Here is a 23,005-nt window from a genome sequence, read left to right as displayed (position 1 = left end):
ACCCTGCACATGCGTAAGGGGATCCTCACCATCGCCGCCGTGGGCCTGCTCACGACCGGCGGCTTGACAGCCTGTAGCGACGACTCCGGCAACGGCTCGGCCGACTCCAAGAAGACTCCCAAGATCGGCGTGATCCTTCCGGACAGCAAGTCCTCCCCCCGCTGGGAGACGGCGGACCGCCGCTTCCTGGAAGAGGCGTTCAAGGCCGCCAACGTCCAGTACGACATCCAGAACGCCCAGAACGACAAGACCGCCTTCCAGACCATCGCCGAGCAGATGATCACCAGCGGCGTCACCGCCCTGATGATCGTCAACCTGGACTCCGGCACCGGCAAGGCCGTGCTCGACAAGGCCAAGTCGCAGGGCGTCGCCACCATCGACTACGACCGGCTCACCCTCGGCGGCTCCGCCCAGTACTACGTCAGCTTCGACAACGAGTCCGTCGGGAAGCTCCAGGGCGAGGGTCTGGCCAAGTGCCTGACCGAGAAGGGCGCCAAGAACCCCGTCGTGGCGTACCTGAACGGCTCCCCCACCGACAACAACGCCACCCTGTTCAAGGCCGGCTACGACTCGGTGCTCAAGCCGAAGTTCGACTCCAACGAATACACAAAGGGCCCGGACGACGCCGTGCCGGGCTGGGACGGCCCCACCGCCGCGACCATCTTCGAGCAGCAGCTCACCGCGACCAAGGGCAAGATCGACGGCGTGCTGGCCGCCAACGACACTCTCGGCAACGCCGCCATCTCGATCCTGAAGAAGAACAAGATCAACGGCAAGGTGCCGGTGACCGGCCAGGACGCCAGCGTCGAGGGCCTGCAGAACATCCTCGCCGGTGACCAGTGCATGACCGTCTACAAGGCGGTCCGGGAAGAGGCGAAGGCCGCCGCGGACCTGGCCATCGCGCTGGCCAAGGGCGAGCAGAAGGACACCGGCCAGTCGGTGAAGGACGGTGACCGCGACGTCCCCTCGGTGCTGCTCACCCCGAAGGCCATCTACAAGGACAACGTCAAGGACGTCATCGCCGACGGCTACGCGACCAAGGAGCAGGTCTGCACCGGGGCCTACGCCAAGTTCTGCGCCGAAGCCGGCATCAGCTGACCGACGCCGCAGTACCCGCCGGAACGACCATCGCCGCCCGGCACGGGAGCACCCTCCCGTGCCGGGCGGCGCCCGCCGGACGGGCCCCGACCCTCCCTTAAGAAGGAGACCCCCGTGTCCGCGACCCCCCTGCTGGAACTCCGCGGGATCGACAAGAGCTTCGGTCCCGTCCAGGTGCTCCGCGACGTCGCCCTGACCGTCCACCCGGGCGAAGTGACAGCACTCGTCGGCGACAACGGCGCCGGCAAGTCGACCCTGGTGAAGTGCATCAGCGGCATCCACCCCTCCGACGCCGGAGAGTTCCTGTTCAACGGTGAACCGGTACACATCGGCAGCCCCCGCGACGCCGCCACGCTCGGCATCGAGGTCGTCTACCAGGACCTCGCGCTCTGCGACAACCTGGACATCGTGCAGAACATGTTCCTCGGCCGGGAGAAGCGCAGCGGCATCGTCCTGGACGAGCCGACAATGGAACAGCTCGCCGCCGAAACCCTGGCCGGGCTCTCCATCCGCACCGTCACCTCACTCCGCCAGCACGTGTCCAGCCTCTCCGGCGGCCAGCGCCAGACCGTGGCCATCGCCAAGGCGGTGCTGTGGAACAGCAAGCTCGTCATCCTCGACGAGCCGACCGCGGCGCTCGGCGTGGCACAGACCGCGCAGGTGCTCGAACTGGTCCGCCGCCTCGCCGACAACGGCCTGGCCGTGGTGCTCATCTCGCACAACATGAACGACGTCTTCGCCGTCTCTGACCGGATCGCCGCGCTGTACCTCGGCCAGATGGTCGCCCAGGTGAAGACCACCGACATCACCCACGCCCAGGTGGTCGAGCTGATCACCGCCGGGCGCTCGGGCGGGCTCGGCCTCGCCACCGACCCGGGCAGCAACGGCGACGGCCCGCAGCCGGCCGACTCGATCTCAGGAGGCGTCCGATGACCACCACCGCCGTGCGGAAAGACGGCCCCGCGGCCGTCACACCGGCGCCGACCGTCGGAGGCCACGTCCGCAACTACCTCAGTCGGGTACGCGGTGGCGACGTCGGCGCGCTGCCGGCCGTGCTCGGCCTGATCGTGCTCTGCACCGTCTTCGCGATCCTGCGGCCGTCGTCGTTCCTGTCGGCCGGCAACTTCGCCAACCTCTTCACCCAGGGCGCGGCGGTCACGCTGATCGCGATGGGCCTGGTCTTCGTGCTGCTGCTCGGCGAGATCGACCTCTCCGCCGGCTTCGCCAGCGGCGTCTGCGCGGCCGTGCTGGCCAATGTGGTCACCGTGCTCGGCTACCCCTGGTGGGTCGCCGTGCTCGCCGCGGTCGCCACGGGTGTGGTCATCGGCACCACGCTCGGCATGCTCGTCGCGAAGATCGGCATTCCGTCCTTCGTTGTCACCCTCGCCGGCTTCCTCGCCTTCCAGGGCGTCGTGCTGCTGCTCGTGCAGGAGGGCACCAACATCTCCGTCCGCGACGAGGTGCTGGTCGCCATCGCCAACCGGAACCTCGCCCCCGTCCTGGGCTGGACGCTGACAGCTGTCGCCGTCGTCGGCTACGCGGCGGTGCAACTGCTGCGCCACCGCACCCGGGCCGCCCGCGGTCTGATCACCGACCCGATCGCGGTGGTGGCGCTGCGGATCGGCGGGCTCGCCGTCATCCTCGGCACCGCGGTGTACGTGCTCAACCTGGAGCGCAGCCGCAACGTCCTCATCGTCTCGCTCAAGGGTGTACCGATCGTGGTGCCGATCATCGCGGTACTGCTGGTCATCTGGACCTTCGTACTGCAACGCACCAGCTACGGCCGGCACATCTACGCCGTGGGCGGCAACCGGGAAGCGGCCCGCCGGGCCGGTATCGGAGTCGACCGGATCCGGATCTCCGTCTTCGTGATCTGCTCGTCAATGGCCGCCATCGGTGGCATCGTGGCCGCCAGCCGGGCCAACTCGGTCGACCCGAACACCGGGGGCAGTAACGTACTGCTCTACGCGGTCGGCGCAGCGGTGATCGGCGGCACGAGCCTCTTCGGTGGCAAGGGCCGAGTCCTCGACGCCGTCCTCGGCGGCGCGGTGGTCGCGGTCATCGAAAACGGAATGGGCCTGATGGGGTACACCGCAGGAGTCAAGTACGTGGTCACCGGCGTCGTACTGCTGCTCGCCGCCAGCGTCGACGCGCTCTCCCGCCGCCGCGCGGCAGCCACCGGCACCCGCTGACCGCGCGGGAGGTAGCACCAGCATGCGCCCAGGACCGAGTCAGGATGACGTCCGACGGCAGAACCTCGGGGCCCTGCTGCGGCACGTGCACGTCCACGGGGCGACCACGCGTGCCGAACTGACCACCACGCTGGGGCTCAACCGCAGCACCATCGGCGCGCTCACCGCCGACCTGTCCGCAGTGGGGCTGGTCAGCGAAGGGGCACCGAAGGAGACCGGCCGGGCCGGACGACCATCACTTGTCGTCCGGCCCGAATCGGCCCGGGTCTACGCGTACGCGTACTCCGTGGAGGTGGACCGGCTACGCGCGGCCCGGATCGGGCTGGGCGGCGCGGTCCTGGACCGCCGGGATCTGGACCGGCCGCGCGGCCTGCTGGCCGCGGAGGCCGCGCCGCTGCTGGCCGGCGCGGTCAAGGAGATGCAGCAGCTGGTCCCGGCGGACGCGATCTGCGTCGGTGCCGGCGTCGCGGTCTGCGGCATGGTCCGCCGGGACGACGGCCTCGTCCGACTCGGCCCCGCCACCGGTTGGGTGGACGAGCCGATCGGCGCGGCCCTCGCCGACGAGTTGGGCATCGACGTGCCGATCACCGTGGGCAACGTGGCCGACGTCGCCGCGTTCGCCGAGCACGCGCGAGGTGTGGCGGCGGGTTGCGACAACGTCCTCTACCTGTACGGCGATGTCGGCGTGGGCGCCGGCATCATCGCCGGTGGGCGCCGGCTGACCGGGCACGGTGGCTACGGCGGCGAGGTCGGCCACATGAAGGTGGTCCGCGACGGCAGGCCCTGTGAGTGCGGCTCCCGGGGCTGCTGGGAGACCGAGATCGGTGAGCACGGGATCCTGCGCGCCGCCGGACGCTCCGACGCCCGGGGCCGCGACGCGCTACTCGGGGTCTTCGACGCGGCCGACCGCGGGGACGCCCGGGCACAGACGGCGGTACGCCAGGCCGGCGACTGGCTCGGCTTCGGGGTGGCCAACCTGGTGAACGTCTTCAACCCCGAGATGGTCATCTTCGGCGGGACCATGCGTGACCTCTACCTCGCGGCGGCGGCCCAGATCCGCAGCCGGCTCAACTCCAACGCGCTCGGCGCCTGCCTGGAGCACGTCCGGCTGCGCACACCGAAACTGGGTACGGACGCGCCGCTGATCGGCGCCGCCGAACTGGCCTTCGAACGGCTCCTCGCCGACCCCCTCGACGTGGGCTGATCCGCGTACGCTGTCCGGCGTGGATGTCGAGCTGCGCGCCTCCGACGACGACCGCAACCGGGTGGTCGCCGCGCTGCACCAACACACCGCTGCGGGCCGGCTGACGTTGGACGAGTTCTCCGATCGGGCGGGTGCGGTGTGGACGGCGCGCACCCTCGGTGACCTGGCCGCGCTGACCCGCGACCTACCGGCCCTGCCCGACCCGACCGTCGACGCCGGCCCGGTCCGGCGCGGGCGGCAGGAGTTGCTGATGGTATTCGCCGCCGCGGCGCTCACCCTGCTGCTGCTCGGCGGCCTGCTCTCCGTCACCCGCTGATCCGGGTAGCCCCGCGATGAACTGATCGCGCGATCAGTCCGTACCAGTGGGCGGACGGGCAACCGGCAGGGTACGGCTGCCCGGTCCAGACGCGTTCCGGTCCGGACCGAGGAGGCACCACAGACATGGCACCGCTCAGATCCGCCCATCGCCGACTGGGCACCCGGACCCACCGAGCGGCGATGCTGCTCATCGCGATCATCGCGGCGGTCGGTGTCCTACCTGGCATGGCCGTCGCCGCGCCAGCCGGCGGCCAACAACTCAACGCCGCCGACATGACGCTGCTCAACGGGGTCCGGTTGGCCGGGCTGTGGGAGATGCCAGCCGGCCAGATGGCCGCCGAGAAGGGACAGTCGGCAAAGGTCCGGGAGATCGGCGCCGGCATCGCCGGCGAGCACCAGAAGCTCGACCAGCTCACGGTGGACGCGGCCAACAAGTTGGGCGCGAGCATCCCCAGCGAGCCGACCGCCGAGCAGAAGGGCTGGCTGGCCGAGATGCAGAAGGCATCCGGCGCCCGGTTCGACCAGATCTTCGTCACCCGGCTCCGGGTCGCCCACGGCAAGATCTTCCCGGTGATCGGGGCGGTTCGGGCCAGCACCCGGGACGCCACCATCCGTAAGCTCTGCGAGGACGCCAACGCGTTCGTCCAGCACCACATGCAGATGCTGGAGAGCACCGGCCTGGTCCGCTGGCCGGAGCTGCCGCCGGCTGCGCTGCCCGCCCCGGGTGAGGACGGGCTCCTGGCCGCTGCCTCCGCCAACTCCGGCCCGCAGGTCGGAGTCAGCAGCACCGTCGTCTGGCTGGTCTTCCTCGCCGCGCTGGGCACTGGCGGAATCGCCACCTACCGGATGTTGCGCCGCACCTGACCAGTCAGCAGTGGCCTGGATGGTGGCTCGCGTCAGCGGTCTACCTGGGTGAAGTCCCAGGAGTGCGGGGCGCGGGCCACCAGCAGGGCTGGCGGGTCTGGCAGTGGGCGCGGGTTGCTGCGCCACTTGGAGATCACCACGACGCGGTGGTCGGTGGAGGAGAAGACCTCGCTGGAGACGTGGAGCGGGTCGTGCTCCAACTCGGGCAGTGCGGTGTCGCACACCCAGGTGATCAGGTCGGCGACCCCGTACGCCTCGGCGCGCGCCTCCCACATCCGCACGATCATGTCCGCCGCTCCCGTCACACGCTGACCGTTGTCAACGGCAGTGCCGAATCGGCTGGCAGGTCCAGTCGACTCGGAGCGACCCCGGCGGCGACCAGGTGCGAACCGAGCGCGGCCACCATCGCGCCGTTGTCGGTGCACAGCTTCGGTCGGGGTACCCGGACCCGGATGCCGTACTTCTCGGCCCGCTGCTCGGCCAGCGCCCGCAGCCGCGAGTTCGCCGCCACTCCCCCGCCGATCACCAGGGTATCGATGCCCTGCGCGCGGCAGGCGGCGAGCGCCTTGCTGGTCAGGACGTCACAGACCGCCTCCTGGAAGGACGCGGCGACGTCGGCCACCGGCACCGGCTCGCCGGCACGCTGACGGGCCTCGACCCACCGGGCCACCGCCGTCTTCAGCCCCGAGAACGAGAAGTCGTACCGGTGGGCGGCGAGGTCCTTCGCGGCGGTCAGGCCGCGCGGGAAGGCGATAGAGGCGGCATCGCCGGACCGGGCCTCCCGGTCGATCGGCGGACCGCCCGGGAACGGCAACCCGAGTAGCCGGGCGACCTTGTCGAACGCCTCCCCGGCCGCGTCGTCGATGGTGGCGCCCAGCGGCGTGACACCCCGGGCCAGGTCGTCGACGAGCAGCAGGGACGAGTGGCCGCCGGACACCAGGAGCGCGATGGCGGGTTCGGGCAACGGGCCGTGCTCAAGGGTGTCCACCGCGACGTGGGCGGCGAGGTGGTTGACGCCGTAGATGGGTTTCTCGGCGGCGACCGCGTACCCCTTGGCGGCGGCGACGCCGACCAGCAGCGCGCCGGCCAGCCCGGGCCCGGAGGTGACCGCGATCGCGTCGATGTCGGCCAGCGTGACGCCGGCCTCGGTCAGCGCTCGGTCCATGGTCGGCACGATGGCCTCCAGGTGTGCCCGGCTGGCCACCTCCGGCACCACGCCCCCGAACCGGGCGTGCTCCTCGACGCTGGAGGCGAGCGCGTCGGCCAGCAGGGTGTGCCCCCGCACGATGCCGACACCGGTCTCGTCGCAGGAGGTCTCGATACCCAGGATCAGTGGTTCGTCAGCCATGGTCGTGTGGTCCGTCCCCGGTCGGCTCGGCGTCGCGCCGCATGACCAGCGCGTCGGTGTTGCTCGGTTGGTAGTAGCCGCGTCGCACCCCGACCGGCTCGAACCCGTAAGTGGCGTAGAGCCGCTGGGCCGCGACGTTGTCCACGGCGACCTCCAGCAGGGTGCTGCGGGCGTCGCGCCGGACCGCCTCCGCGAGCAGTTCCTCCAGCAGAACGCGGCCCACACCGCGCCGCTGGGCGTCCCGACGGACGGCGATGTTCTGCACCCACACCTCGTCCGGCGGAACTCCGGCGAGTCCGGCGTAGCCGAGCACCGACCCGTCCGAGTCGACGGCGACGCGGTAGTGGTGCCCGTTGGCGAGCTCGCTCCAGAACATGGCGGGTGACCATTTCTCGGCGCCGAAGAGGTCCGCCTCGATCGGCAGCACGTCGTCGATGTGCCACCAGCGGAACGGTTCGAGCCGTACCGCGGTCATGGCAGGACCGGTTTGCGGCCGGTGGCCGCCACCGCGTCGGGGCGGCGCAGGTAGAGCGGGGTGAGCCGCTCACTGGCCGCACCCGCCCGGATTCGCTCGGCGGCCAGCAGCGCCAACACGGTCGCGTCCGGGTAGCGCGGCTCGACCCGAACGGGCAGGTCCAGCACCTCGGCGTACCGGTGTGCCCCGTCGCCGACCGCGATCGTCGCGCCCAGTTCGCGGGCGCGCGCCGCGGCGACCGCCGGTGCGGACACCTCAGGCCCGACGATCCGCTGACCGGCACCGTCGTAGACGGCCCAGTAGAGCTCCTTACGCCGAGCATCGCTGGCGGCCAGGACCGGCGCGCCGGACGCCGCCGGGTAGCCGATGGCGTCCAGCGAACAGACGCCGTACGTGGGGATGCCGAGCACCTGACCCATGGTCGCGGCGGTGACCAGGCCGACCCGTAGCCCGGTGAACGGCCCCGGGCCGAGCCCGGCGACGATGGCGGTCAGGTCACGGGGGCGTGCGTCGGCGTCGGCGAGGACCGCGTCCACCTGCGGCGCGAGCAACTCACCGTGCGCGCGGGCGTCGACCGTGCACCGGAGCGCCCGCGATACCACGCCGTCTGCCGAGACCTCCACCAGCGCCGCGGTGACCGCGGGGGTCGAGCTGTCCACCACGAGTACGAGCACGGTAAGCCAGCCTAGCCGCCCCGCCTCGCGCCCCGGTCACGCCCCGCCCCGCCACCGGCCGCAGACCTCGCCCCGCCGCAGGGCTGCCCCGCCGTCTCGTCCTGCTGCCCCGCCGCCTCGCCCTGGGTGCCACCACGCCCACAGCCGGTCGCCAGGGGCCCCGCCGGGGGCGGCCCCCACCCGTCCCGCACGGCCCCCACCCATCGCACGGCCTCAGCTGACCGACGGCCCGCCCCCACCGCCCAACCGACGGACGGACGGACGGCAACATCACCCTAGTGAGCGTGATGTCTCTGAATCATCCTGATGACTCACAGACATCACGCTCATTGAAGTAAGGCCCGCCATCCGCCGCCAGATCACGGACCGGGCGATTCTCCGGGCCGGATCGACAACAAGCCGCCGATCTGCCGCAATGGGATCGCGGACGTCTCGCCCTCGGCTCATCATGCCGGGATGTCATCCACTCGCCTCGTCACCCTTCTCGGCGCTGCCGTGCGGCAGCAACGACATCTGCGCGACCTGAGTCAGCGTCAGTTGGCCGCGCTGGCCGAGGTCGACCAGGCAGCGGTGGCCCGGTTCGAACGCGGTGAGCGAGCGCCGACCATCGCCGTGCTGGAGCGGTTGCTTGCCGCGATGGATGTGCAGTTGGTCATCGGGGTCGAGCCGTTGGACGCGCACCTCGACGCCCGGATCGACGGCTTGGCCGCCCGGCCGATCGCCGAGCGAATCGACGGGCTGGGGTTGGATCGGCTGCTGGATCGGCTCACCGACTTCCCGCAGGTGATCACCGGAAGCACCGCAGCGCTGTTGCAGGGCGCGCCGGTGCCGGTCGACGCGCTGGAGATCGCCCTGCGCTGGCAGGACTCCAGAGCGTTCACCCGCTGGCTGGAGACGCACTACGGCCAGCGATGGAACGCCCGCTGGGGTGAGTTCGGCGGGGTGTGGTTGGAGCCCGAAGAGCCGGGCGAACACCTGTGGTCGACCCGGTACGGGGAGATCAGGGCCACGATGTGCGACGAGTTGCCCGAGACGATCGAGGTGCGCCACGGCGGGCGGAGTTACCAGGTGGTGCCGCTTGTCGAGCTGGAGCTGAGCGAGCCGCGCGCCGCCGAGTTGTTGCGCCGCTACCGGGACCGGCAGCTGGCCAGCAAGAGCTGAGCCACCTGCCTGGCCGAACCAGCAGCAGGACGTCGACGAGTGCCGGCTCAGCCGGCGGTGTGCTCCCAGTCGATGGTGGGCAGGCCGGCGTCGGCGAGTGCCTTGTTGGCGGCGCTGAACGGGCGGCTGCCGAGGAAGCCGCGCGGGTTCATCGGGCTGGGGTGACCCGCCTCCAGCACCACGTGCTGCGGATTGGTGACAAGTGCGGCCTTCTTGCGGGCGTAGCCACCCCAGAGCAGGAAGACCACCCGGTCCGGTGCCGCGTCCAGTGCCCGGATGGTCGCGTCGGTGAACTCTTCCCAGCCGGCGTTGGCGTGCGAGCCCGGGGTGGCCTGGCGGACGGTCAGCACCGCGTTGAGCAGCAGCACACCCTGGGCGGCCCAACCGTCGAGGTTGCCGCTGCGCGGCTTGGCGACGCCCACGTCCTCGCCCAACTCCTTGAAGACGTTGCGCAACGACGGCGGCACCGTCACACCGTCACGGACGCTGAAGCTCAACCCGTGTGCCTGCCCGGCCCGGTGGTAGGGATCCTGCCCGAGGATGAGCACCCGGGTGCCCTGCGGCGGGCAGAGCCGGTAGGCCGAGAACAGGTCCTCCAGAGGCGGGAAGACGGTCTGCGTCGCGTATTCCCGGGCGACGAACTCGGCCAGCGCGGCGGTGCGTGCCGGGTCGAGGTGCGGGGTGAGCACGGCACGCCACTGCTCCGGCAGCAGGGCCAGCAGATCCAGGGCGGGAGCGTCGTCGGGCATCAGAAACCTCTCACAGCGCGGGTCGGTCCCCCGCACTCTAGGCACCGGGTACGACAGCCACCGACCTAGCCCAGGTCGGCGAGCCGCCGGGCCCAGTCGCCGCCGATCGGGTCCAGCTCGACGATGCGGGTGTCGTCGTCGCGGCGGTCGATGCGAACCCGCAGGTGCGCGTCCACCAACTGCTCCACCAGGCCCTCGCCCCACTCCACAACTGTCACCGAGTCGTCCACCGACGCGTCGAGGTCCAGGTCGTCGATCTCGGCGCGCGGGTCGGTGGCGTCACCCAGTCGGTACGCGTCGGCGTGCACCAGCGCCACCCGGCCGCCCCGGGCCGGGTCGCGGCGGTGCACCCGAGCGATCACGAAGGTCGGCGAGGTGATGTCCCCGAGGACACCGAGCCCGGCGCCGATGCCCTGGGTGAGGGCGGTCTTGCCGGCGCCCAGCGGGCCGGTCAACAGCACCAGGTCGCCGGCGCGCAGCAGCCCGGCCAGCCGCCGGCCGAAGTCCCGAGTGTCCTCGACGGTCGGCAGCTTGACGACGTGACTCACCGTTCCTCCACGATCTGCAATGACTCCAGGAACCGCGCCAGGGCGGCGTTGACCTCGTCCGCGTGCTCCAACATCACCACGTGACCGCTGTCCTCGATCTTCACGAACTCGGCGTGCGGCAGCCGGCGGACGATCTCCTCGGAGTGGGTCACCGGAGTGATCATGTCCTTGTCACCGACCACCACCAGCACCGGAGTCGCCGCCAACGCCGCCAGCGCCGGGAAGCGCGAGTGGGTGGCCAGGGTCCGCAGGTAACGGGTCACCGTGTCGGCCGACGTCCGGGAGTTCATCGTCTCCACGTAGGACACCAGCGACGGGCTGGGCTTGCGGGTGCCGAAGCCGTACTTGCGGGTCAACAGCCAGGCCACGTTCGACGTCGACTTGCGGGCCCTGTCGATCACCGGCCCGCCGTACCGGGTGGCGTTGCTGACCATGTACAGCACCGGGCCACCGACCCGGCCGAGCAGCGCGGGCGCGACCAGCTTGGTCTCCGCGACGAGCCCGCCCGACGTGGCCATCAGAACGGTGCCCACCACCCGGTCCCCGAACAGCTCCGGGAACAGCTCGGCGAACGCCATGATGGTCATGCCGCCCATCGAGTGGCCGACCAGCACCAGCGGCCCTTCCGGTGCGGTTCGGTCGATCACCTGGCGCAGCGTCCGGCCGAGCACCGCGAGGTCGTACTCCCCGGTCTCCAGCCGGCCGGACCGGCCGTGACCGGGCTGGTCGTACGCCACGATCCGGTAGTCACCACGGGCGGCCAGCATCTGGCGCTGGAAGTGGAACGTCCCCATGTCCAGGCAGAAGCCGTGCACCAGCACCACCGTCGGGCGCCCCGGCACCGGCCGGGTCGGCTCGACCACCTCGACGTGGATGTCCGTGCCGTCCGGCAGCTCCAGGCGGAACGCCTCGTCGTACCGCTGCTTGTCGAACGTCTCGTGCGCGTAGCGGTCAGCCGGGTCGGCCTTGAGCCGGCGGACCAGGGTCCGCTCGGTCGCGACCCCGGCCGCCAGACCCGCCGCGGCCACCCCCACCGCCGCGCCGACGATCCCGGCGACCCGGCCAACGGCCGTCCGCGGACGCGGAACGCGATAGCTCACGGTGCCACCCTGGTTCGCGACTGCGGGGCTCGCAACCCCGGCTCACTCCTCGCGCTCACGGTTTTTCGCCGTCGTAGACCCGGGGCACCCGCGTGCCACCGAACCGGGTGACGATCTCGTAGTTGATCGTGCCGACCGCCTCGGCCCAGTCGTCCGCGGTCGGCTCGCCGTCGACGCCGCTGCCGAAGAGTGTCGCCACGTCGCCGTCGGCCACCGGGTCGTCGCCGCAGTCGAGCACGAACTGGTCCATGCAGACCCGCCCCGAGATCGTCCGGCGTACGCCGCCGAGCTGCACCGGGCCGGTGTTGGACGCGTGCCGGGGAACCCCGTCGGCGTAGCCGAGCGGCACCACGGCCAGGTTCGCGTCGGCTTCCGTCGTGTAGGCGTGCCCGTAGGAGATGCCGGTGCCGGCGGGCACCCGCTTGGTGAGCATCACCCGGGCGCGGGCGGTCATCGCCGGCCGCAATCCGTACGTCTCGCCGGCCACCGGGGAGAGCCCGTAGATGGCCAGGCCGGGGCGAACCAGGTCGAAGTGGGTGTCCGGGCGGGTGAGGGTGGCGGCCGAGTTGGCGAGGTGCCGCCAGCGCGGTCGCAGCCCGGCCCGCTCGACCATGGCCAGCCCCTCGTGGAAGACGGCCAGTTGGCGGTCGGTGGTGGGGTGGCCGGGCGAGTCCGCGTACACGAAGTGGCTCCACACGCCGACCACCTCGACCAGGCCGTCGGCCTGCGCCTTCGCGGCGGCGTCCAGCAGCGCGGGCCAGTCGGCGACTGTCGCGCCACCCCGCGACAGCCCCGTATCGATCTTGAGGTGCAGGCGGGCGGGGCGCCCGGCCAGGCGACTCGCCTCGATCATCTCGTCCAATTGCGCCAGGCTGGCCGTGCCCAGGTCCACCCCGGCGCTGACCCCCTCGTGCAGCGGCAACCCGGGCGCGAGCAGCCAGGCCAGCACCGGCACTGTCACGCCGGCCCGCCGCAGGGTGAGCGCCTCGTCGAGGGTGCAGACGCCGAGCCAGTCCGCGCCGGCGTCGAGCGCCGCGCGGGCGGCCGGAAGCATGCCATGGCCGTACCCGTCGGCCTTCACCACCGCCATCAACTCGGCGGTGGTGCCGGAACGGAGCCTGCTCACGTTCTCGCGGATGGCGTCAAGATCGACGCGTACCTCGGCCTGCCACATGTGCCCAGCCTACTTTCCGCCGTGATCACCGCGGGCGGCGACGCACGTCCCGACGCGGCGATCCGGTCACCGCACCCGGAACCGACAGGTTCAGCCCAGCCGGGCCAGCACCGGACGCAACGCTGTCGCCACGTCGGGCGCGGTCACCGGCCCGCTCCGGGCCGCCTCCCGCCCGGCGAGCCCATGCAGGTACGCGGCCGAGGCGGCGGCCCGATCGGCGGGCACCCCGGCCGCCAGCAGCGAGCCGAGCAGCCCGGCCAACACGTCGCCGGTGCCGCCGGTGGCCAGCGCCGGGGTGCCGGTCGGGTTGACGTACGCCCGACCGTCCGGTGTGCCGATCACCGTGCGGTCGCCCTTGAGCAGCACCACCGCGTTCATCCAGGCGGCCAGCCGCAGCGCGGCGCCGACCCGGTCGGCGCCCGGTTCCTCCCCGCAGAGGCGCGTGAACTCCCGGTCGTGCGGGGTGACGACGATGGGCGCGTCCCGGCCGCGCAGGCGGTCGGCGAGCGAGCCGTCCACCAGCAGGGTCAGGGCGTCGGCGTCGAGCACCACCGGAACCGGGGCGGCCAGTACGGCACGCAGCTCGGCCGCCGCGTCGGCACCGGTGCCCAGTCCGGAGCCGCAGACCCAGGCCTGCACTCGGCCCGCGTCGGCGACCCGCCCACTGGCGATCACCGAGGGGTGCTGGTGCAGCACCTCGGCGCGGGCGCCGCCGGCGTAGCGGACCAGGCCGGTGGGCCCGGCCAGGGCGCCGCCCACGGAGAGCACCGCCGCACCGGGGTAGGTCGCCGAGCCGGTCGCCACCCCCACCACGCCCCGGGTGTACTTCTCCGACGCCGGGCCCAGCTCGGGCCACCAGTCGACCAGGTCGGACCACTCGGTGACCCGCAGCGCCGGGGTGCCGCGCAGCCACGGACGCAGCCCGATGTCGACAAGCTCGACCTGCCCGGCCAGCGCGGCGGCCGGGCCGACCACCAGGGCGGGCTTCAGCGCGCCGAAGGCCACCGTCACATCGGCGCGGACCGCTGTGGGTCGGCCGGACGCGGACAGCGGCACGTGGCCGGTGTCGACCGCGACCCCGCTGGGCACGTCGACCGCCAGCACTGTGGCCCGCTCCCCGTCGCGTCCGCGCAGGTCGCCGAGGCGCTGGACCACCTCGTCCGCGTTGGCCCGGAGCCCGCCGGTGCCACCGATGCCGACGATGCCGTCGAGGACCAGGTCGACCGGGCCCGCCGGGCTCGGCACCAGCCGGCCGCCGGCGGCTCGCAGCGCGGCCAGCCCGGCGGCGTGCGCCCGCCCCGGGGTGAGCAGCAGTGCGGCCACCTGGACACCTCGCCGGGCCAGCCGTTCCCCCGCGTACAACGCGTCGCCGCCGTTGTCACCGGAGCCGACCAGCAGCAGCACGTGGCCGCCGTAGACCCCGCCCCGTTCGGCGAGCAGGAGCCCGGCGCGGCGGGCCAGGCCGGCGGCGGCCCGCTGCATCAGCGTCCCCTCCGGCAGCGTGCCCATCAACCCCGCCTCGGCCGCCCGTACGTCGGCAACCCGCCACACCGCTCTCATGCCACCGTGTCCCATTCCGTTCGCGGGCGGACCTGACCGGCCCTCCCGGCCGACGTCATCGTTCCGCGACCACCATCGCCGAGGCGATCCCGCCGTCGTGCGACAACGAGAGATGCCAGTGGTTTACCCCACGCGCGTCGGCCACCGCCGCGACAGTGCCGGAGACGGCCAGCCAGGGGCGGCCGTCCGGGTCGGGCACGATCTCGCAGTCGTGCCAGTTCAGCCCGGCCGGAGCGCCGAGGGCCTTCGCCACCGCCTCCTTGGCGGCGAACCGGGCGGCGAGCGATTCGGGCGAGCGCGGGTTGCCGGAGCGGGTGTGCCGCTCGGCCTCGGTGAAGAGCCGGTCGGCGAGCAGCGGCGTCCGTGCCAGGGCCCGGGCGAACCGGTCGACCAGGACGACGTCGATGCCGACAGCGACGATCACCACACCACCCTACCGGCGGTCGGGGCCGCAGATTAGCCGTCGGGCTCGCGCTGGGCAACGCCTGTGGACACCCCGGGGTACGCCTCGACGCCGGCTGTCCACAGGGCACCGCGCGACCTCCGGCAGGCACCTAGCGTCAGCGCGTCGATGCCGATCGTCCACGGGGGTGTGGTCATGTCCGACGAGCCGTTCGCCGTCCGGCTGGAGGAGTTGCGGGCGGTCGCCGTCCTGCTCGACGACGAGGCGCGCCGGTTGGCGTCTGGCCTCGCGGGGCTGTCCGGGCTGGTGGTGGCGGCGCCCGAGTGGCGAGCCGGCGCGGCCCTGGCCGGGTTGGAGGCAGCCGGGCACGCCTGGTTCTGCCGGCTGGGCGCCCGGGTCGCGGCGGCCTCCACCGGGGTCCGGGCGTCCGCCGAGGCGTACGACACGGTGGACGACCGGGCCGCCGACCGGTTCGCCTCCCTGCCCCGGTGAGCGGCGTCGGCTACCGACAGCTGTGGGCTGTCGATCCGGACGGGTGGCGGGCCGCCGGGGCTGCGTGGGCGGGGTTGACCGGGCCACTCGCTCGGCGCGTCGACGGGCTGCGCGCGGCCGGCGGGCGGTTGCGGGGCGGTTGGTCGGGTGCGGCAGCCACGGCGGCGGACGCTCGGCTCGCCGGTCTTCGTGACGAGCTGGCCTCGATCGCACCCGCGCTGATCGAGGTCGACCAGGTGCTGGCCGAGTTGGCCGGTCGGCTGACGGTGGCGAAGGCACGGCTCACCCTGGCGGTTGCCCAGGCCGATGCTGCCGGTCTGCTGGTGGACCGCTCGGGCGGGGTTCGGGTCGATCCCGCCCGGGTTCGGCCCACCGACCGGGCCGGCGTGGCAGCGGCGGGGGTGGCCGTGGCCGGGGTGGCCGCGGCCCTGCGGGCCGCGCTCGACGGGGCAGCAGCAGCGGACCGGGCCGCCGCCGGCCGCCTGGACGAGCTGGCGGGAGCCGCCGGGGCCGGCTGGGCGTCCCCGCCCCCGCCGGGCCGGCCGGCCCCCGGCGCCGCGCCCGCGCTGGTCAGCGCCTGGTGGTCCGGGCTGACCCCGGCGCAGCGACGGTGGCTGATCGGGCACGAGCCGGCTCTGGTCGGCCGGTTGGACGGGGTGCCGGTGGCCGCCCGCGACCAGGCCAACCGGTTACGGCTCGACGTCTGGCGCGCGGAGTTGCTGGCCGAGCGGCGACGGCTGCTGTCCCGGGTGCCGCCGGGGCCGCTCGCGTCGATCCGGCTGCGTGGGTTGGCCGGACGGTTGGCCGGCCTGGACGCGCTGGTTGAGCGGCTGACGGCCGGCGGGGCGCCGCGGGCGTACCTGCTGGGGTTGGATCCGGCCGGTGAGGGCCGGGTGGTGGTGGCGCTCGGCGACCCGGACCACGCCGACCGGGTGCTGACCTACGTGCCGGGGATGACCGCCGGCCTGGACGACGCCCCCGGCGAGTTGGGCAGAGCGGCTCGGGTGCTGGACCGGTGCGCCGCGCTCGCCCCGGGTGAGCGCAGCGCGGCGGTGCTCTGGTTGGACTACGACGCCCCTGATCTGCTCAACGAGGCCGCCTCGGCGGGCCAGGCCCGGGACGCCGGCCCGGCGTTGCACCGCTTCCAGGAGGGGCTGCGCGCCAGCCACGACGGGCCACCGGCCCGGCAGACCGTGCTGGGGCACAGCTACGGGTCGCTGGTGGTGGGGGTGGCCGCCCGGGAGCACGGGCTCGCCGCCGACGCGCTGGTCTTCGTCGGCTCGCCAGGTGTCGGCGCGTCGCACGCCGCCGAGCTGGGCGTGCCACCGGGCGAGGTCTGGGCGAGCACCGCCCCCGACGACGTGATCCGGGCGGCTCGGCCACCGGAGGAGCTGGGCCGACGGGCCCTGCTGCGTACGGTTCCGTTGGCCGCCGTGCTGGGCTGGCCCGACCAGGCCGGGCACCAGTTGTGGTTCGGGCACGACCCGTCGGATCCCGGGTTCGGCGGTCGGGTCTTCGGCAGTGGGCGAGGCGGCCACACCGGTTACTGGGACCCGGGCAATCCCGCGCTGGACGGGATGGCCCGGGTCGTCCTGGGCCGCTGAGGCTTACTCGACGGTGACCGACTTGGCCAGGTTGCGGGGCTGGTCCACGTCGTGCCCCCGGGCGGCGGCGATCTCGGCGGCCAGCACCTGCAACGGCACGGTGGTGACGAGCGGGGCCAGCAGGGTGGGCGTACGCGGCACGTAGATCAGGTGGTCGGCGTACCGGACGACGGCCTCGTCACCCTCCTCCGCGATGACGATGGTCCGCGCGCCACGAGCCCGGACCTCCTGGATGTTGGAGACGACCTTGTCGTGCAGCATGCCCCGGCCGACCGGCGAGGGCACCACGCAGATGACAGGGGTGCCCTCGTCGATCAGGGCGATCGGGCCGTGCTTCAGCTCACCGGCGGCGAAGCCCTCGGCGTGCATGTACGCCAATTCCTTGAGCTTCAGCGCGCCCTCCAGGGCCACCGGGTAGCCGACGTGCCGGCCGATGAACAGCACTGTCGGCTCGGACTTCAGCTCCCGGGCCAGCTCGCGGACGGGCTCGATCCGGTCGAGCAGCTCACGCAGCTTGCCGGGAATCTCCTGCAACTGCGCGACCACCGCGCCGACCTCGTCGGCGAACTTGATCCCGCGCACCTGGGCCAGGTGCAGGCCGATCAGGTAGCAGGCGACGACCTGGGTGAGGAACGCCTTGGTGGAGGCGACGGCGATCTCCGGCCCACCGTGGGTGTAGAGCACGGCGTCGGACTCGCGGGGGATGGTCGAGCCGTTGGTGTTGCAGATCGCCAGCACCCGGGCCTTCTGCTCCTTGGCGTGGCGCAGCGCCATCAGGGTGTCCATCGTTTCGCCGGACTGCGAGATGACCACGATCAGCGTGGACCGGTCGAGCACCGGGTCGCGGTAGCGGAACTCGCTGGCCAGTTCCACCTCGCACGGGATCCGGGTCCAGTGCTCGATGGCGTACTTGGCGACCATGCCGGCGTGGTACGCCGTGCCGCAGGCCACGATGAAGATCTTGTCGACGTCGCGCAGATCCTGGTCGCTGAGGCGGACCTCGTCGAGGGCGATCTCACCGGTCTCGGTGAGCCGGCCGAGCAGCGTGTCGGCGATGGCCTGCGGCTGCTCCTCGATCTCCTTGAGCATGAACCAGTCGTAGCCGCCCTTCTCGGCGGCCGAGGAGTCCCAGTCGATGTGGAAGTCCTTGCCGGCGGCGGGCTGGCCCTCGAAGTCGGTGATCTCGATGCTGTCACCGGTGATCAGCACGATCTGGTCCTGGCCCAGCTCGACCGCTTCGCGGGTGTGCTCGATGAACGCGGCCACGTCGCTGGCCAGGTAGTTCTCTCCGTCGCCGCGACCGACGACAAGCGGCGAGTTGCGCCGGGCGCCGACCACCGCACCGGGCACCGAGGCGTCCACGGCGAGCAGGGTGAACGCGCCCTCCAGCCGCTGGCAGACCACGCGCATGCCGGCGGCGAGCAGTTGGGGGCTGTCCGGTTGGCCGGCGGCGCGTAGGTCGGCCAGCGCGGCGGCGAGCAGGTGCGCGGCGCACTCGGTGTCGGTGTCGCTGGTGAACTGGACGCCGTCGGCCTCCAGCTCGGCGCGGAGTTTGGCGAAGTTCTCGATGATGCCGTTATGGATCACCGCGACCCGCCCGTCGGGGGCGACGTGCGGGTGGGCGTTGCGGTCGGTCGGGCCGCCGTGGGTGGCCCACCGGGTGTGCCCGATGCCTGTGGTGCCGTCACCGATGCCGATCGGGCTCGCCGCGCAGGAGGTCGGGTCGTCGGCGGCCCGCTCGGACAGCACCTTCTCCAGGTTGGCCAGCTTGCCGGCCTTCTTCTCGGTCAGCAGCTGGTCGTCGCAGACGATCGCGACGCCTGCTGAGTCGTAGCCGCGGTATTCCAGCCGCCGCAGCCCGTCGAGGACGATGCCGAGTGCAGGGCGCGCGCCCGCGTATCCCACGATTCCACACATGGCCCGCAGCCTAACCCAGTTTCACTCATGATGGGTGCTCGAAAGTCGGGTTATCAATCACGGAATCTGAGCGATCGGTGGTCGGAGGGCCGCAACGGGACGGGCGTCACAGGCCACTCGCGCCCCGCCCGGATCGCGGGGTTGCGACACGCCTTCGGGTACGACAGTCTCTCGGCGGGTTTGGCGCTCCCGTCCACGGCCCGTTCGTCCCATACCCACTCCCGCCCGGAGCAGCCATGTCCGACGCGCCCCCGCCCGATCCATCCCCCTCCTCGGCACCGGACCCGGCCTCCTCGGCACCGGACCCGGCCTCCTCCGCACCCCCGCCGGATCCGACGGCACCGCCCTCCTCGGCTCCGTTCCCGGCCTCCGACCCGCTGGCCCCGGCCCAGCCGTGGGCACCGCCGGCCCCGTGGTCGCCCTCTCCGCCAGCCGCGCCGTGGGCGCCGACTCCGCCCGCCACCCAGTGGACGCCACAACCGCCCGCGACGCCGTGGACGCCACAACCGCCCGGGGCACCGTGGACGCCCGACGCACAGACGCTCCCGTGGTCGCCCGACGCCTCGGGCCCGACACCCACCGGATCGACGCCGCCGGTGGGATGGCCCACGCCCGGCGGGCAGCCGCCGGCCGCCGGCTGGCCGCCGCCCGGCACCGGATGGCCGCCGCCCGGCTATCCGCCGCCGTACGCCTACCCCGGGTATCCGCAGGTCCCCGGCAAGCCGCCCGCGAGCAGCGGGCGGATCGTCGGGATCGTCGTCGCGGTCGTCGTGGCGCTCGTCCTCCTCCTGTGTGGCTGCCTCTGCGTGGGTGGCCTGTGGCTCGGCTCGACCAACCCGGACTCGGTCGCCGAGGATCCGTGGGTCGTCCCCGACGACGACGGCTGGACCCCACCGAGCGCCGGGCCGCTCATCCCGGAGCGACCCACCACCAGGCCATCCACCGCGGCGCCCACCCCCAGCAAGAAGCCGATCACCCGACCGACCTCGGGACCGGCGCCGGTGACAGTGGACTACGAGGTGACCGGCTCGGGTACGGCGGACATTGCGTACTACGACGCCGAGAGCGATCTCATGCATGTCGACGGCGCGACACTGCCGTGGCGCACCACCATTCGGACCAACGGCCAGACCAGGGTGATGGTGCAGGCCACCGGGCCCGACATCAACAACGCCACGCCAATCGACTGCACCGTCACGATCAGCGGCGCCGGCAAGCCGGTGGTCATCAAGAAACAGGGGTATTACGGCATCTCCTGCGCGCCAGAGTGACGCTGGGGTTTCCGTCTCGGGTGGTCGTAGGCTGGCGCAGGTGATGACGAGCACCGATGTCGACCCGCTGGTGGCCCGGATGCGGCCATTCGGCACGACGATCTTCGCCGAGATGTCCGCCCTCGCCGTACGCACCGGCGCGGTCAACCTCGGGCAGGGCTTTCCCGACACCGACGGCCCGCCGGAGATGCTGGCCGCCGCCGCCGAGGCGCTGCGCGGCGGGCAGAACCAGTACCCGCCCGGTCCGGGGATCCCCGCCCTGCGCGCGGCCGTCGCGGCCCATCAGCGGCGGTTCCACGACCTGGCGTACGACCCGGACGGCGAGATCGTGATCACGGCGGGCGCGACGGAGGCGGTAGCGGCGAGCATCCTCGGCCTCTGCGAACCGGGCGACGAGGTGGTCTGCTTCGAGCCGTACTACGACTCGTACGCCGCCTCGATCGCACTGGCCGGCGCGGTCCGCCGGCCGGTGACGCTGCGTCCCACGGCCGACGGCCGGTACGCCTTCGACAGGGCGGCGTTGCGTGCGGCGTTCGGCCCGCGCACCCGGCTCGTGCTGCTGAACTCACCGCACAATCCGACCGGGAAGGTCTTCACCCCGGCCGAGTTGGCGCTGGTAGCCGAGTTGTGCCAGGAGTTCGGCGCGTACGCGGTCACCGACGAGGTGTACGAGCACCTGGTCTTCACCGACGCGTCGAGCCCGCACGTGCCACTGGCCAGCCTGCCCGGGATGCGGGAGCGGACGCTGCGCATCTCGTCGGCCGGCAAGACGTTCTCCTGCACGGGGTGGAAGGTCGGCTGGGCGAGCGGCCCGGCGGCGCTGGTCTCGGCGCTGCTCCGGGTGAAGCAGTTCCTCACCTATGTCAACGCCGCGCCGCTGCAACCGGCGGTGGCTGTGGCGTTGGCCCTGCCGGACGACTACTACACCGGCTTCCGGGACAGCCTCCAGCAGCGGCGCGACCAGCTCGTCGGTGGCCTCACCGACGCCGGGTTCGAGGTGCTCGACTCGGAGGGGACGTACTTCGTCACCGCCGACATCACGGCCCTGGGCGGCCGGGACGGGGTGGAGTTCTGCCTGTCGTTGCCGGAGCGCTGTGGCGTGGTGGCGGTGCCCACCCAGGTCTTCTACGACGACACCGACGCGGGTCGGCGGCTGGTCAGGTTCGCCTTCTGCAAGCGCCCCGAGGTGCTGACCGAGGCGGTCAACCGACTGCGCACCCTGGCTCCGGCGCGCTGACCCGGCACGGGGTGCACAGCCGGTGCACGCCCGGCTCATGCGTGGTCAGAGGACGGCGACGGCCTCGGTGGCTGCTGTCTCGTCCCTGATGACGGGGACCGTGTTCTTCGGGCCGCGGAGGGCGATGTAGAGGAAGAGTGCCCCCATGACGGCGACGCCTGCCCACATGGCCTGCTGCCAGCCGCCGACGAAGGACTGCTGGGCGGCGTGGAGCAGGTCCTGCGCGTGGGTGTCCGTGCCGCCCGCCGCCGCAACGGCGTTGGCGATGCCCTCCCGGGCGGTGTCCGCGGCCCCCTGGGGGATGTCGTGGAGCCTGTCGTCGATGCTGCTGCGATAGCCGGCGGACACGAGCGCTCCGAGCAGGGCGACGCCGAGCGCGGTGCCGAACTCGCGGGTGACGTCGTTGAGCGCGGAGGCAACGCCCTGCTTCTCCCGCGACAGGGAGCCGGTGATGACCTCGGTGGATGGGGTCATCGACAGGCCCATGCCGAGGCCCATGGCGAGCAGGCCGGGCAGGATGGACAGGTATCCGCCGTCGACGGAGACGAACAGGGCCATGAGCGCCAAGGCGACGCCGCCCAGCGCAATGCCGGTGGCCATCGTCGAGCGGGCGCCGATTCGTGCGGTGAGCCTGGGGGCCAGGCCGGAGGCAATCATCATCATGACTGCCATCGGCATCAGCGCGGCCGTGGACAGCAGGCCCGACCAGCCGAGCACGGCCTGGAAGAACGGGAAGAGGACCACCCCGATGCCAGCCTGGACACCGAATACCACGAGCAGCGTGACCGAGCCGCCGGCCAGGCCGCGCTCTCGGAACAGCCGCACGTCCAGCAGCGAGGCGTCGCGGCGGTGCAGCTCCCAGGCCACGAAGCCGACGGTGGCGATGAGGCCGACGGCGAGGCTGGTCAGGGTGGCGGGGGCGGTCCAGCCGCGGTCGGGGCCTTCCTGCAGGACGAAGATGAGGCCGACCACGGCCACTGTGGAGAGCAGCGCGCCGACGGTGTCGAAGCGATGGGCCGACTTCTCGCGGGAGTCGGGGACCGACTTCAGCGTCATGGCCAGGGCCACGAGGACCAGAGCCGCCGGCAGGGCGAACAGCCAGCGCCAGTCGGCGACGTCGACGAGGAGGGCCGAGAGGAACATGCCCAGGATGCCGCCACCCCCGGCGACGCCGGTCCACACGCCGATCGCCTTGCCACGCTGGTCCTCGGGGAAGGTGGAGGTGATGACGGCCAGGGTGATCGGCATGATCATTGCTGCGCCGATACCGCTGGCCACACGCGCGGCGAGCATGACCTCCGCCGTCGGGGCCAGGCCCGCCACGACGTGCGCGGCACCGAAGACACCGAGCCCGGCGATCAGCATGGACTTGCGGCCCAGGCGGTCGCCGATCGCACCGAGCGGCAACAGGAGCGCGGCCAGGGCGAGGGTGTAGATGTTGATGATCCACAGGATCGTGCTCTGCGAGGCGCCGAACTCCACGGCCATGTGGGTCTGCGCGACGTTCAGCCCGGAAACCGACGCGATGACGGCCATGAGCGCGATGGAAACGGCGATCAGGATGGTGCGCAGCTGACGTGCGTCAGGCACACCTGCGCCGCCAGCTTCAGCGGCTG

At 72.4% G+C, this 23,005-nt stretch carries 23 protein-coding genes; 11 read left to right on the top strand and 12 right to left on the bottom strand.

Annotated features, from left to right (window positions below; genetic code table 11):
- Positions 1 to 9: 9 nt before the first annotated feature.
- From IW248_RS29465 to IW248_RS29440, 6 genes are all read left to right on the top strand, one after another.
- Entirely contained in the window at positions 10 to 1,098 is a 1,089-nt protein-coding gene (locus tag IW248_RS29465) for a sugar ABC transporter substrate-binding protein (RefSeq protein WP_196929522.1), read from the top strand.
- Between the two features lie 114 nt (positions 1,099 to 1,212).
- The gene (locus IW248_RS29460; RefSeq protein ID WP_124776161.1) at positions 1,213 to 2,031 is read left to right on the top strand and encodes an ATP-binding cassette domain-containing protein; all 819 of its coding nucleotides are present in this window, start codon (positions 1,213 to 1,215) and stop codon (positions 2,029 to 2,031) included.
- Positions 2,028 to 3,290: a sugar ABC transporter permease gene (locus IW248_RS29455; RefSeq protein WP_124776159.1), complete on the top strand. Its 1,263-nt coding sequence runs from the start codon at positions 2,028 to 2,030 to the stop codon at positions 3,288 to 3,290. The genes IW248_RS29460 and IW248_RS29455 overlap by 4 nt, the downstream gene beginning before the upstream one ends.
- 22 nt (positions 3,291 to 3,312) lie before the next feature.
- Positions 3,313 to 4,494: an ROK family protein gene (locus tag IW248_RS29450; RefSeq protein ID WP_196929521.1), complete on the top strand. Its 1,182-nt coding sequence runs from the start codon at positions 3,313 to 3,315 to the stop codon at positions 4,492 to 4,494.
- Between the two features lie 19 nt (positions 4,495 to 4,513).
- Positions 4,514 to 4,810: a DUF1707 SHOCT-like domain-containing protein gene (locus IW248_RS29445; protein WP_196929520.1), complete on the top strand. Its 297-nt coding sequence runs from the start codon at positions 4,514 to 4,516 to the stop codon at positions 4,808 to 4,810.
- Positions 4,811 to 4,935: 125 nt separating this feature from the next.
- A complete protein-coding gene (locus IW248_RS29440; protein WP_196929519.1) occupies positions 4,936 to 5,676 on the top strand; it encodes a DUF4142 domain-containing protein in 741 nt (246 codons plus the stop codon).
- A 32-nt stretch (positions 5,677 to 5,708) separates the two neighbouring features.
- On the opposite strand, the gene IW248_RS29435 is transcribed toward IW248_RS29440, so the two are convergent.
- Genes IW248_RS29435 through tsaB form a run of 4 tightly spaced genes read right to left on the bottom strand, consistent with a single transcriptional unit; the run spans position 5,709 to position 8,173 of the window.
- Positions 5,709 to 5,963: a hypothetical protein gene (locus IW248_RS29435; protein WP_053660576.1), complete on the bottom strand. Its 255-nt coding sequence runs from the start codon at positions 5,961 to 5,963 to the stop codon at positions 5,709 to 5,711.
- Positions 5,964 to 5,977: 14 nt separating this feature from the next.
- On the bottom strand, positions 5,978 to 7,024 hold the full coding sequence (gene tsaD / locus IW248_RS29430) for a tRNA (adenosine(37)-N6)-threonylcarbamoyltransferase complex transferase subunit TsaD (protein ID WP_124821699.1): 1,047 nt from the start codon (positions 7,022 to 7,024) through the stop codon (positions 5,978 to 5,980).
- Positions 7,017 to 7,499, bottom strand: coding sequence for a ribosomal protein S18-alanine N-acetyltransferase (gene rimI, locus IW248_RS29425; RefSeq protein WP_196929518.1), 483 nt, complete (start codon positions 7,497 to 7,499; stop codon positions 7,017 to 7,019). Before rimI ends, tsaD begins: the two co-directional genes overlap by 8 nt.
- A complete protein-coding gene (gene tsaB / locus IW248_RS29420) occupies positions 7,496 to 8,173 on the bottom strand; it encodes a tRNA (adenosine(37)-N6)-threonylcarbamoyltransferase complex dimerization subunit type 1 TsaB (protein WP_196929517.1) in 678 nt (225 codons plus the stop codon). The genes rimI and tsaB overlap by 4 nt, the downstream gene beginning before the upstream one ends.
- A gap of 456 nt (positions 8,174 to 8,629) precedes the next feature.
- Between tsaB and IW248_RS29415 the strand changes: the two genes are divergently transcribed.
- Positions 8,630 to 9,334, top strand: a complete 705-nt coding sequence (locus tag IW248_RS29415) for a helix-turn-helix domain-containing protein (protein WP_196929516.1) — start codon at positions 8,630 to 8,632, stop codon at positions 9,332 to 9,334.
- A gap of 47 nt (positions 9,335 to 9,381) precedes the next feature.
- Here IW248_RS29415 and ung read toward each other — a convergent pair whose 3' ends face one another.
- From ung to IW248_RS29385, 6 genes are all read right to left on the bottom strand, one after another.
- Positions 9,382 to 10,083, bottom strand: coding sequence for a uracil-DNA glycosylase (gene ung, locus IW248_RS29410; RefSeq protein ID WP_196929515.1), 702 nt, complete (start codon positions 10,081 to 10,083; stop codon positions 9,382 to 9,384).
- A gap of 65 nt (positions 10,084 to 10,148) precedes the next feature.
- Complete coding sequence (gene tsaE / locus IW248_RS29405; protein WP_196929514.1) at positions 10,149 to 10,631, bottom strand: tRNA (adenosine(37)-N6)-threonylcarbamoyltransferase complex ATPase subunit type 1 TsaE; 483 nt, start codon at positions 10,629 to 10,631, stop codon at positions 10,149 to 10,151.
- Entirely contained in the window at positions 10,628 to 11,731 is a 1,104-nt protein-coding gene (locus IW248_RS29400; RefSeq protein ID WP_196929513.1) for an alpha/beta fold hydrolase, read from the bottom strand. Before IW248_RS29400 ends, tsaE begins: the two co-directional genes overlap by 4 nt.
- Positions 11,732 to 11,786: 55 nt before the next feature.
- A complete protein-coding gene (gene alr, locus IW248_RS29395; RefSeq protein ID WP_196929512.1) occupies positions 11,787 to 12,905 on the bottom strand; it encodes an alanine racemase in 1,119 nt (372 codons plus the stop codon).
- Between the two features lie 90 nt (positions 12,906 to 12,995).
- Positions 12,996 to 14,465 (bottom strand): NAD(P)H-hydrate dehydratase, encoded by a 1,470-nt coding sequence (locus IW248_RS29390; RefSeq protein WP_196929511.1) that lies wholly within the window; start codon positions 14,463 to 14,465, stop codon positions 12,996 to 12,998.
- A 55-nt stretch (positions 14,466 to 14,520) separates the two neighbouring features.
- Positions 14,521 to 14,889 (bottom strand): holo-ACP synthase, encoded by a 369-nt coding sequence (locus IW248_RS29385; protein WP_124815487.1) that lies wholly within the window; start codon positions 14,887 to 14,889, stop codon positions 14,521 to 14,523.
- A gap of 174 nt (positions 14,890 to 15,063) precedes the next feature.
- Here IW248_RS29385 and IW248_RS29380 point away from each other — a divergent pair, with 174 nt between their 5' ends.
- On the top strand, positions 15,064 to 15,360 hold the full coding sequence (locus IW248_RS29380) for a hypothetical protein (protein ID WP_196929510.1): 297 nt from the start codon (positions 15,064 to 15,066) through the stop codon (positions 15,358 to 15,360).
- Entirely contained in the window at positions 15,357 to 16,964 is a 1,608-nt protein-coding gene (locus IW248_RS29375; RefSeq protein WP_196929509.1) for an alpha/beta hydrolase, read from the top strand. The genes IW248_RS29380 and IW248_RS29375 overlap by 4 nt, the downstream gene beginning before the upstream one ends.
- Before the next feature lie 3 nt (positions 16,965 to 16,967).
- Here the strand turns inward: IW248_RS29375 and glmS are convergent, their stop codons facing one another.
- Positions 16,968 to 18,881, bottom strand: a complete 1,914-nt coding sequence (gene glmS / locus IW248_RS29370; protein ID WP_124816105.1) for a glutamine--fructose-6-phosphate transaminase (isomerizing) — start codon at positions 18,879 to 18,881, stop codon at positions 16,968 to 16,970.
- Between the two features lie 596 nt (positions 18,882 to 19,477).
- Here glmS and IW248_RS29365 point away from each other — a divergent pair.
- Both IW248_RS29365 and IW248_RS29360 read left to right on the top strand, forming a co-directional pair.
- Positions 19,478 to 20,152: an MmpS family transport accessory protein gene (locus tag IW248_RS29365; RefSeq protein WP_196929508.1), complete on the top strand. Its 675-nt coding sequence runs from the start codon at positions 19,478 to 19,480 to the stop codon at positions 20,150 to 20,152.
- Between the two features lie 43 nt (positions 20,153 to 20,195).
- Complete coding sequence (locus IW248_RS29360; RefSeq protein ID WP_196929507.1) at positions 20,196 to 21,389, top strand: pyridoxal phosphate-dependent aminotransferase; 1,194 nt, start codon at positions 20,196 to 20,198, stop codon at positions 21,387 to 21,389.
- A gap of 45 nt (positions 21,390 to 21,434) precedes the next feature.
- On the opposite strand, the gene IW248_RS29355 is transcribed toward IW248_RS29360, so the two are convergent.
- Entirely contained in the window at positions 21,435 to 22,979 is a 1,545-nt protein-coding gene (locus tag IW248_RS29355; protein ID WP_307788304.1) for an MFS transporter, read from the bottom strand.
- Positions 22,980 to 23,005: the final 26 nt, after the last annotated feature.

The organism is Micromonospora ureilytica, from assembly GCF_015751765.1.
GTDB classification, from domain to species: domain Bacteria; phylum Actinomycetota; class Actinomycetes; order Mycobacteriales; family Micromonosporaceae; genus Micromonospora; species Micromonospora ureilytica.
This window is presented reverse-complemented; position numbering and strand designations above follow the sequence as displayed.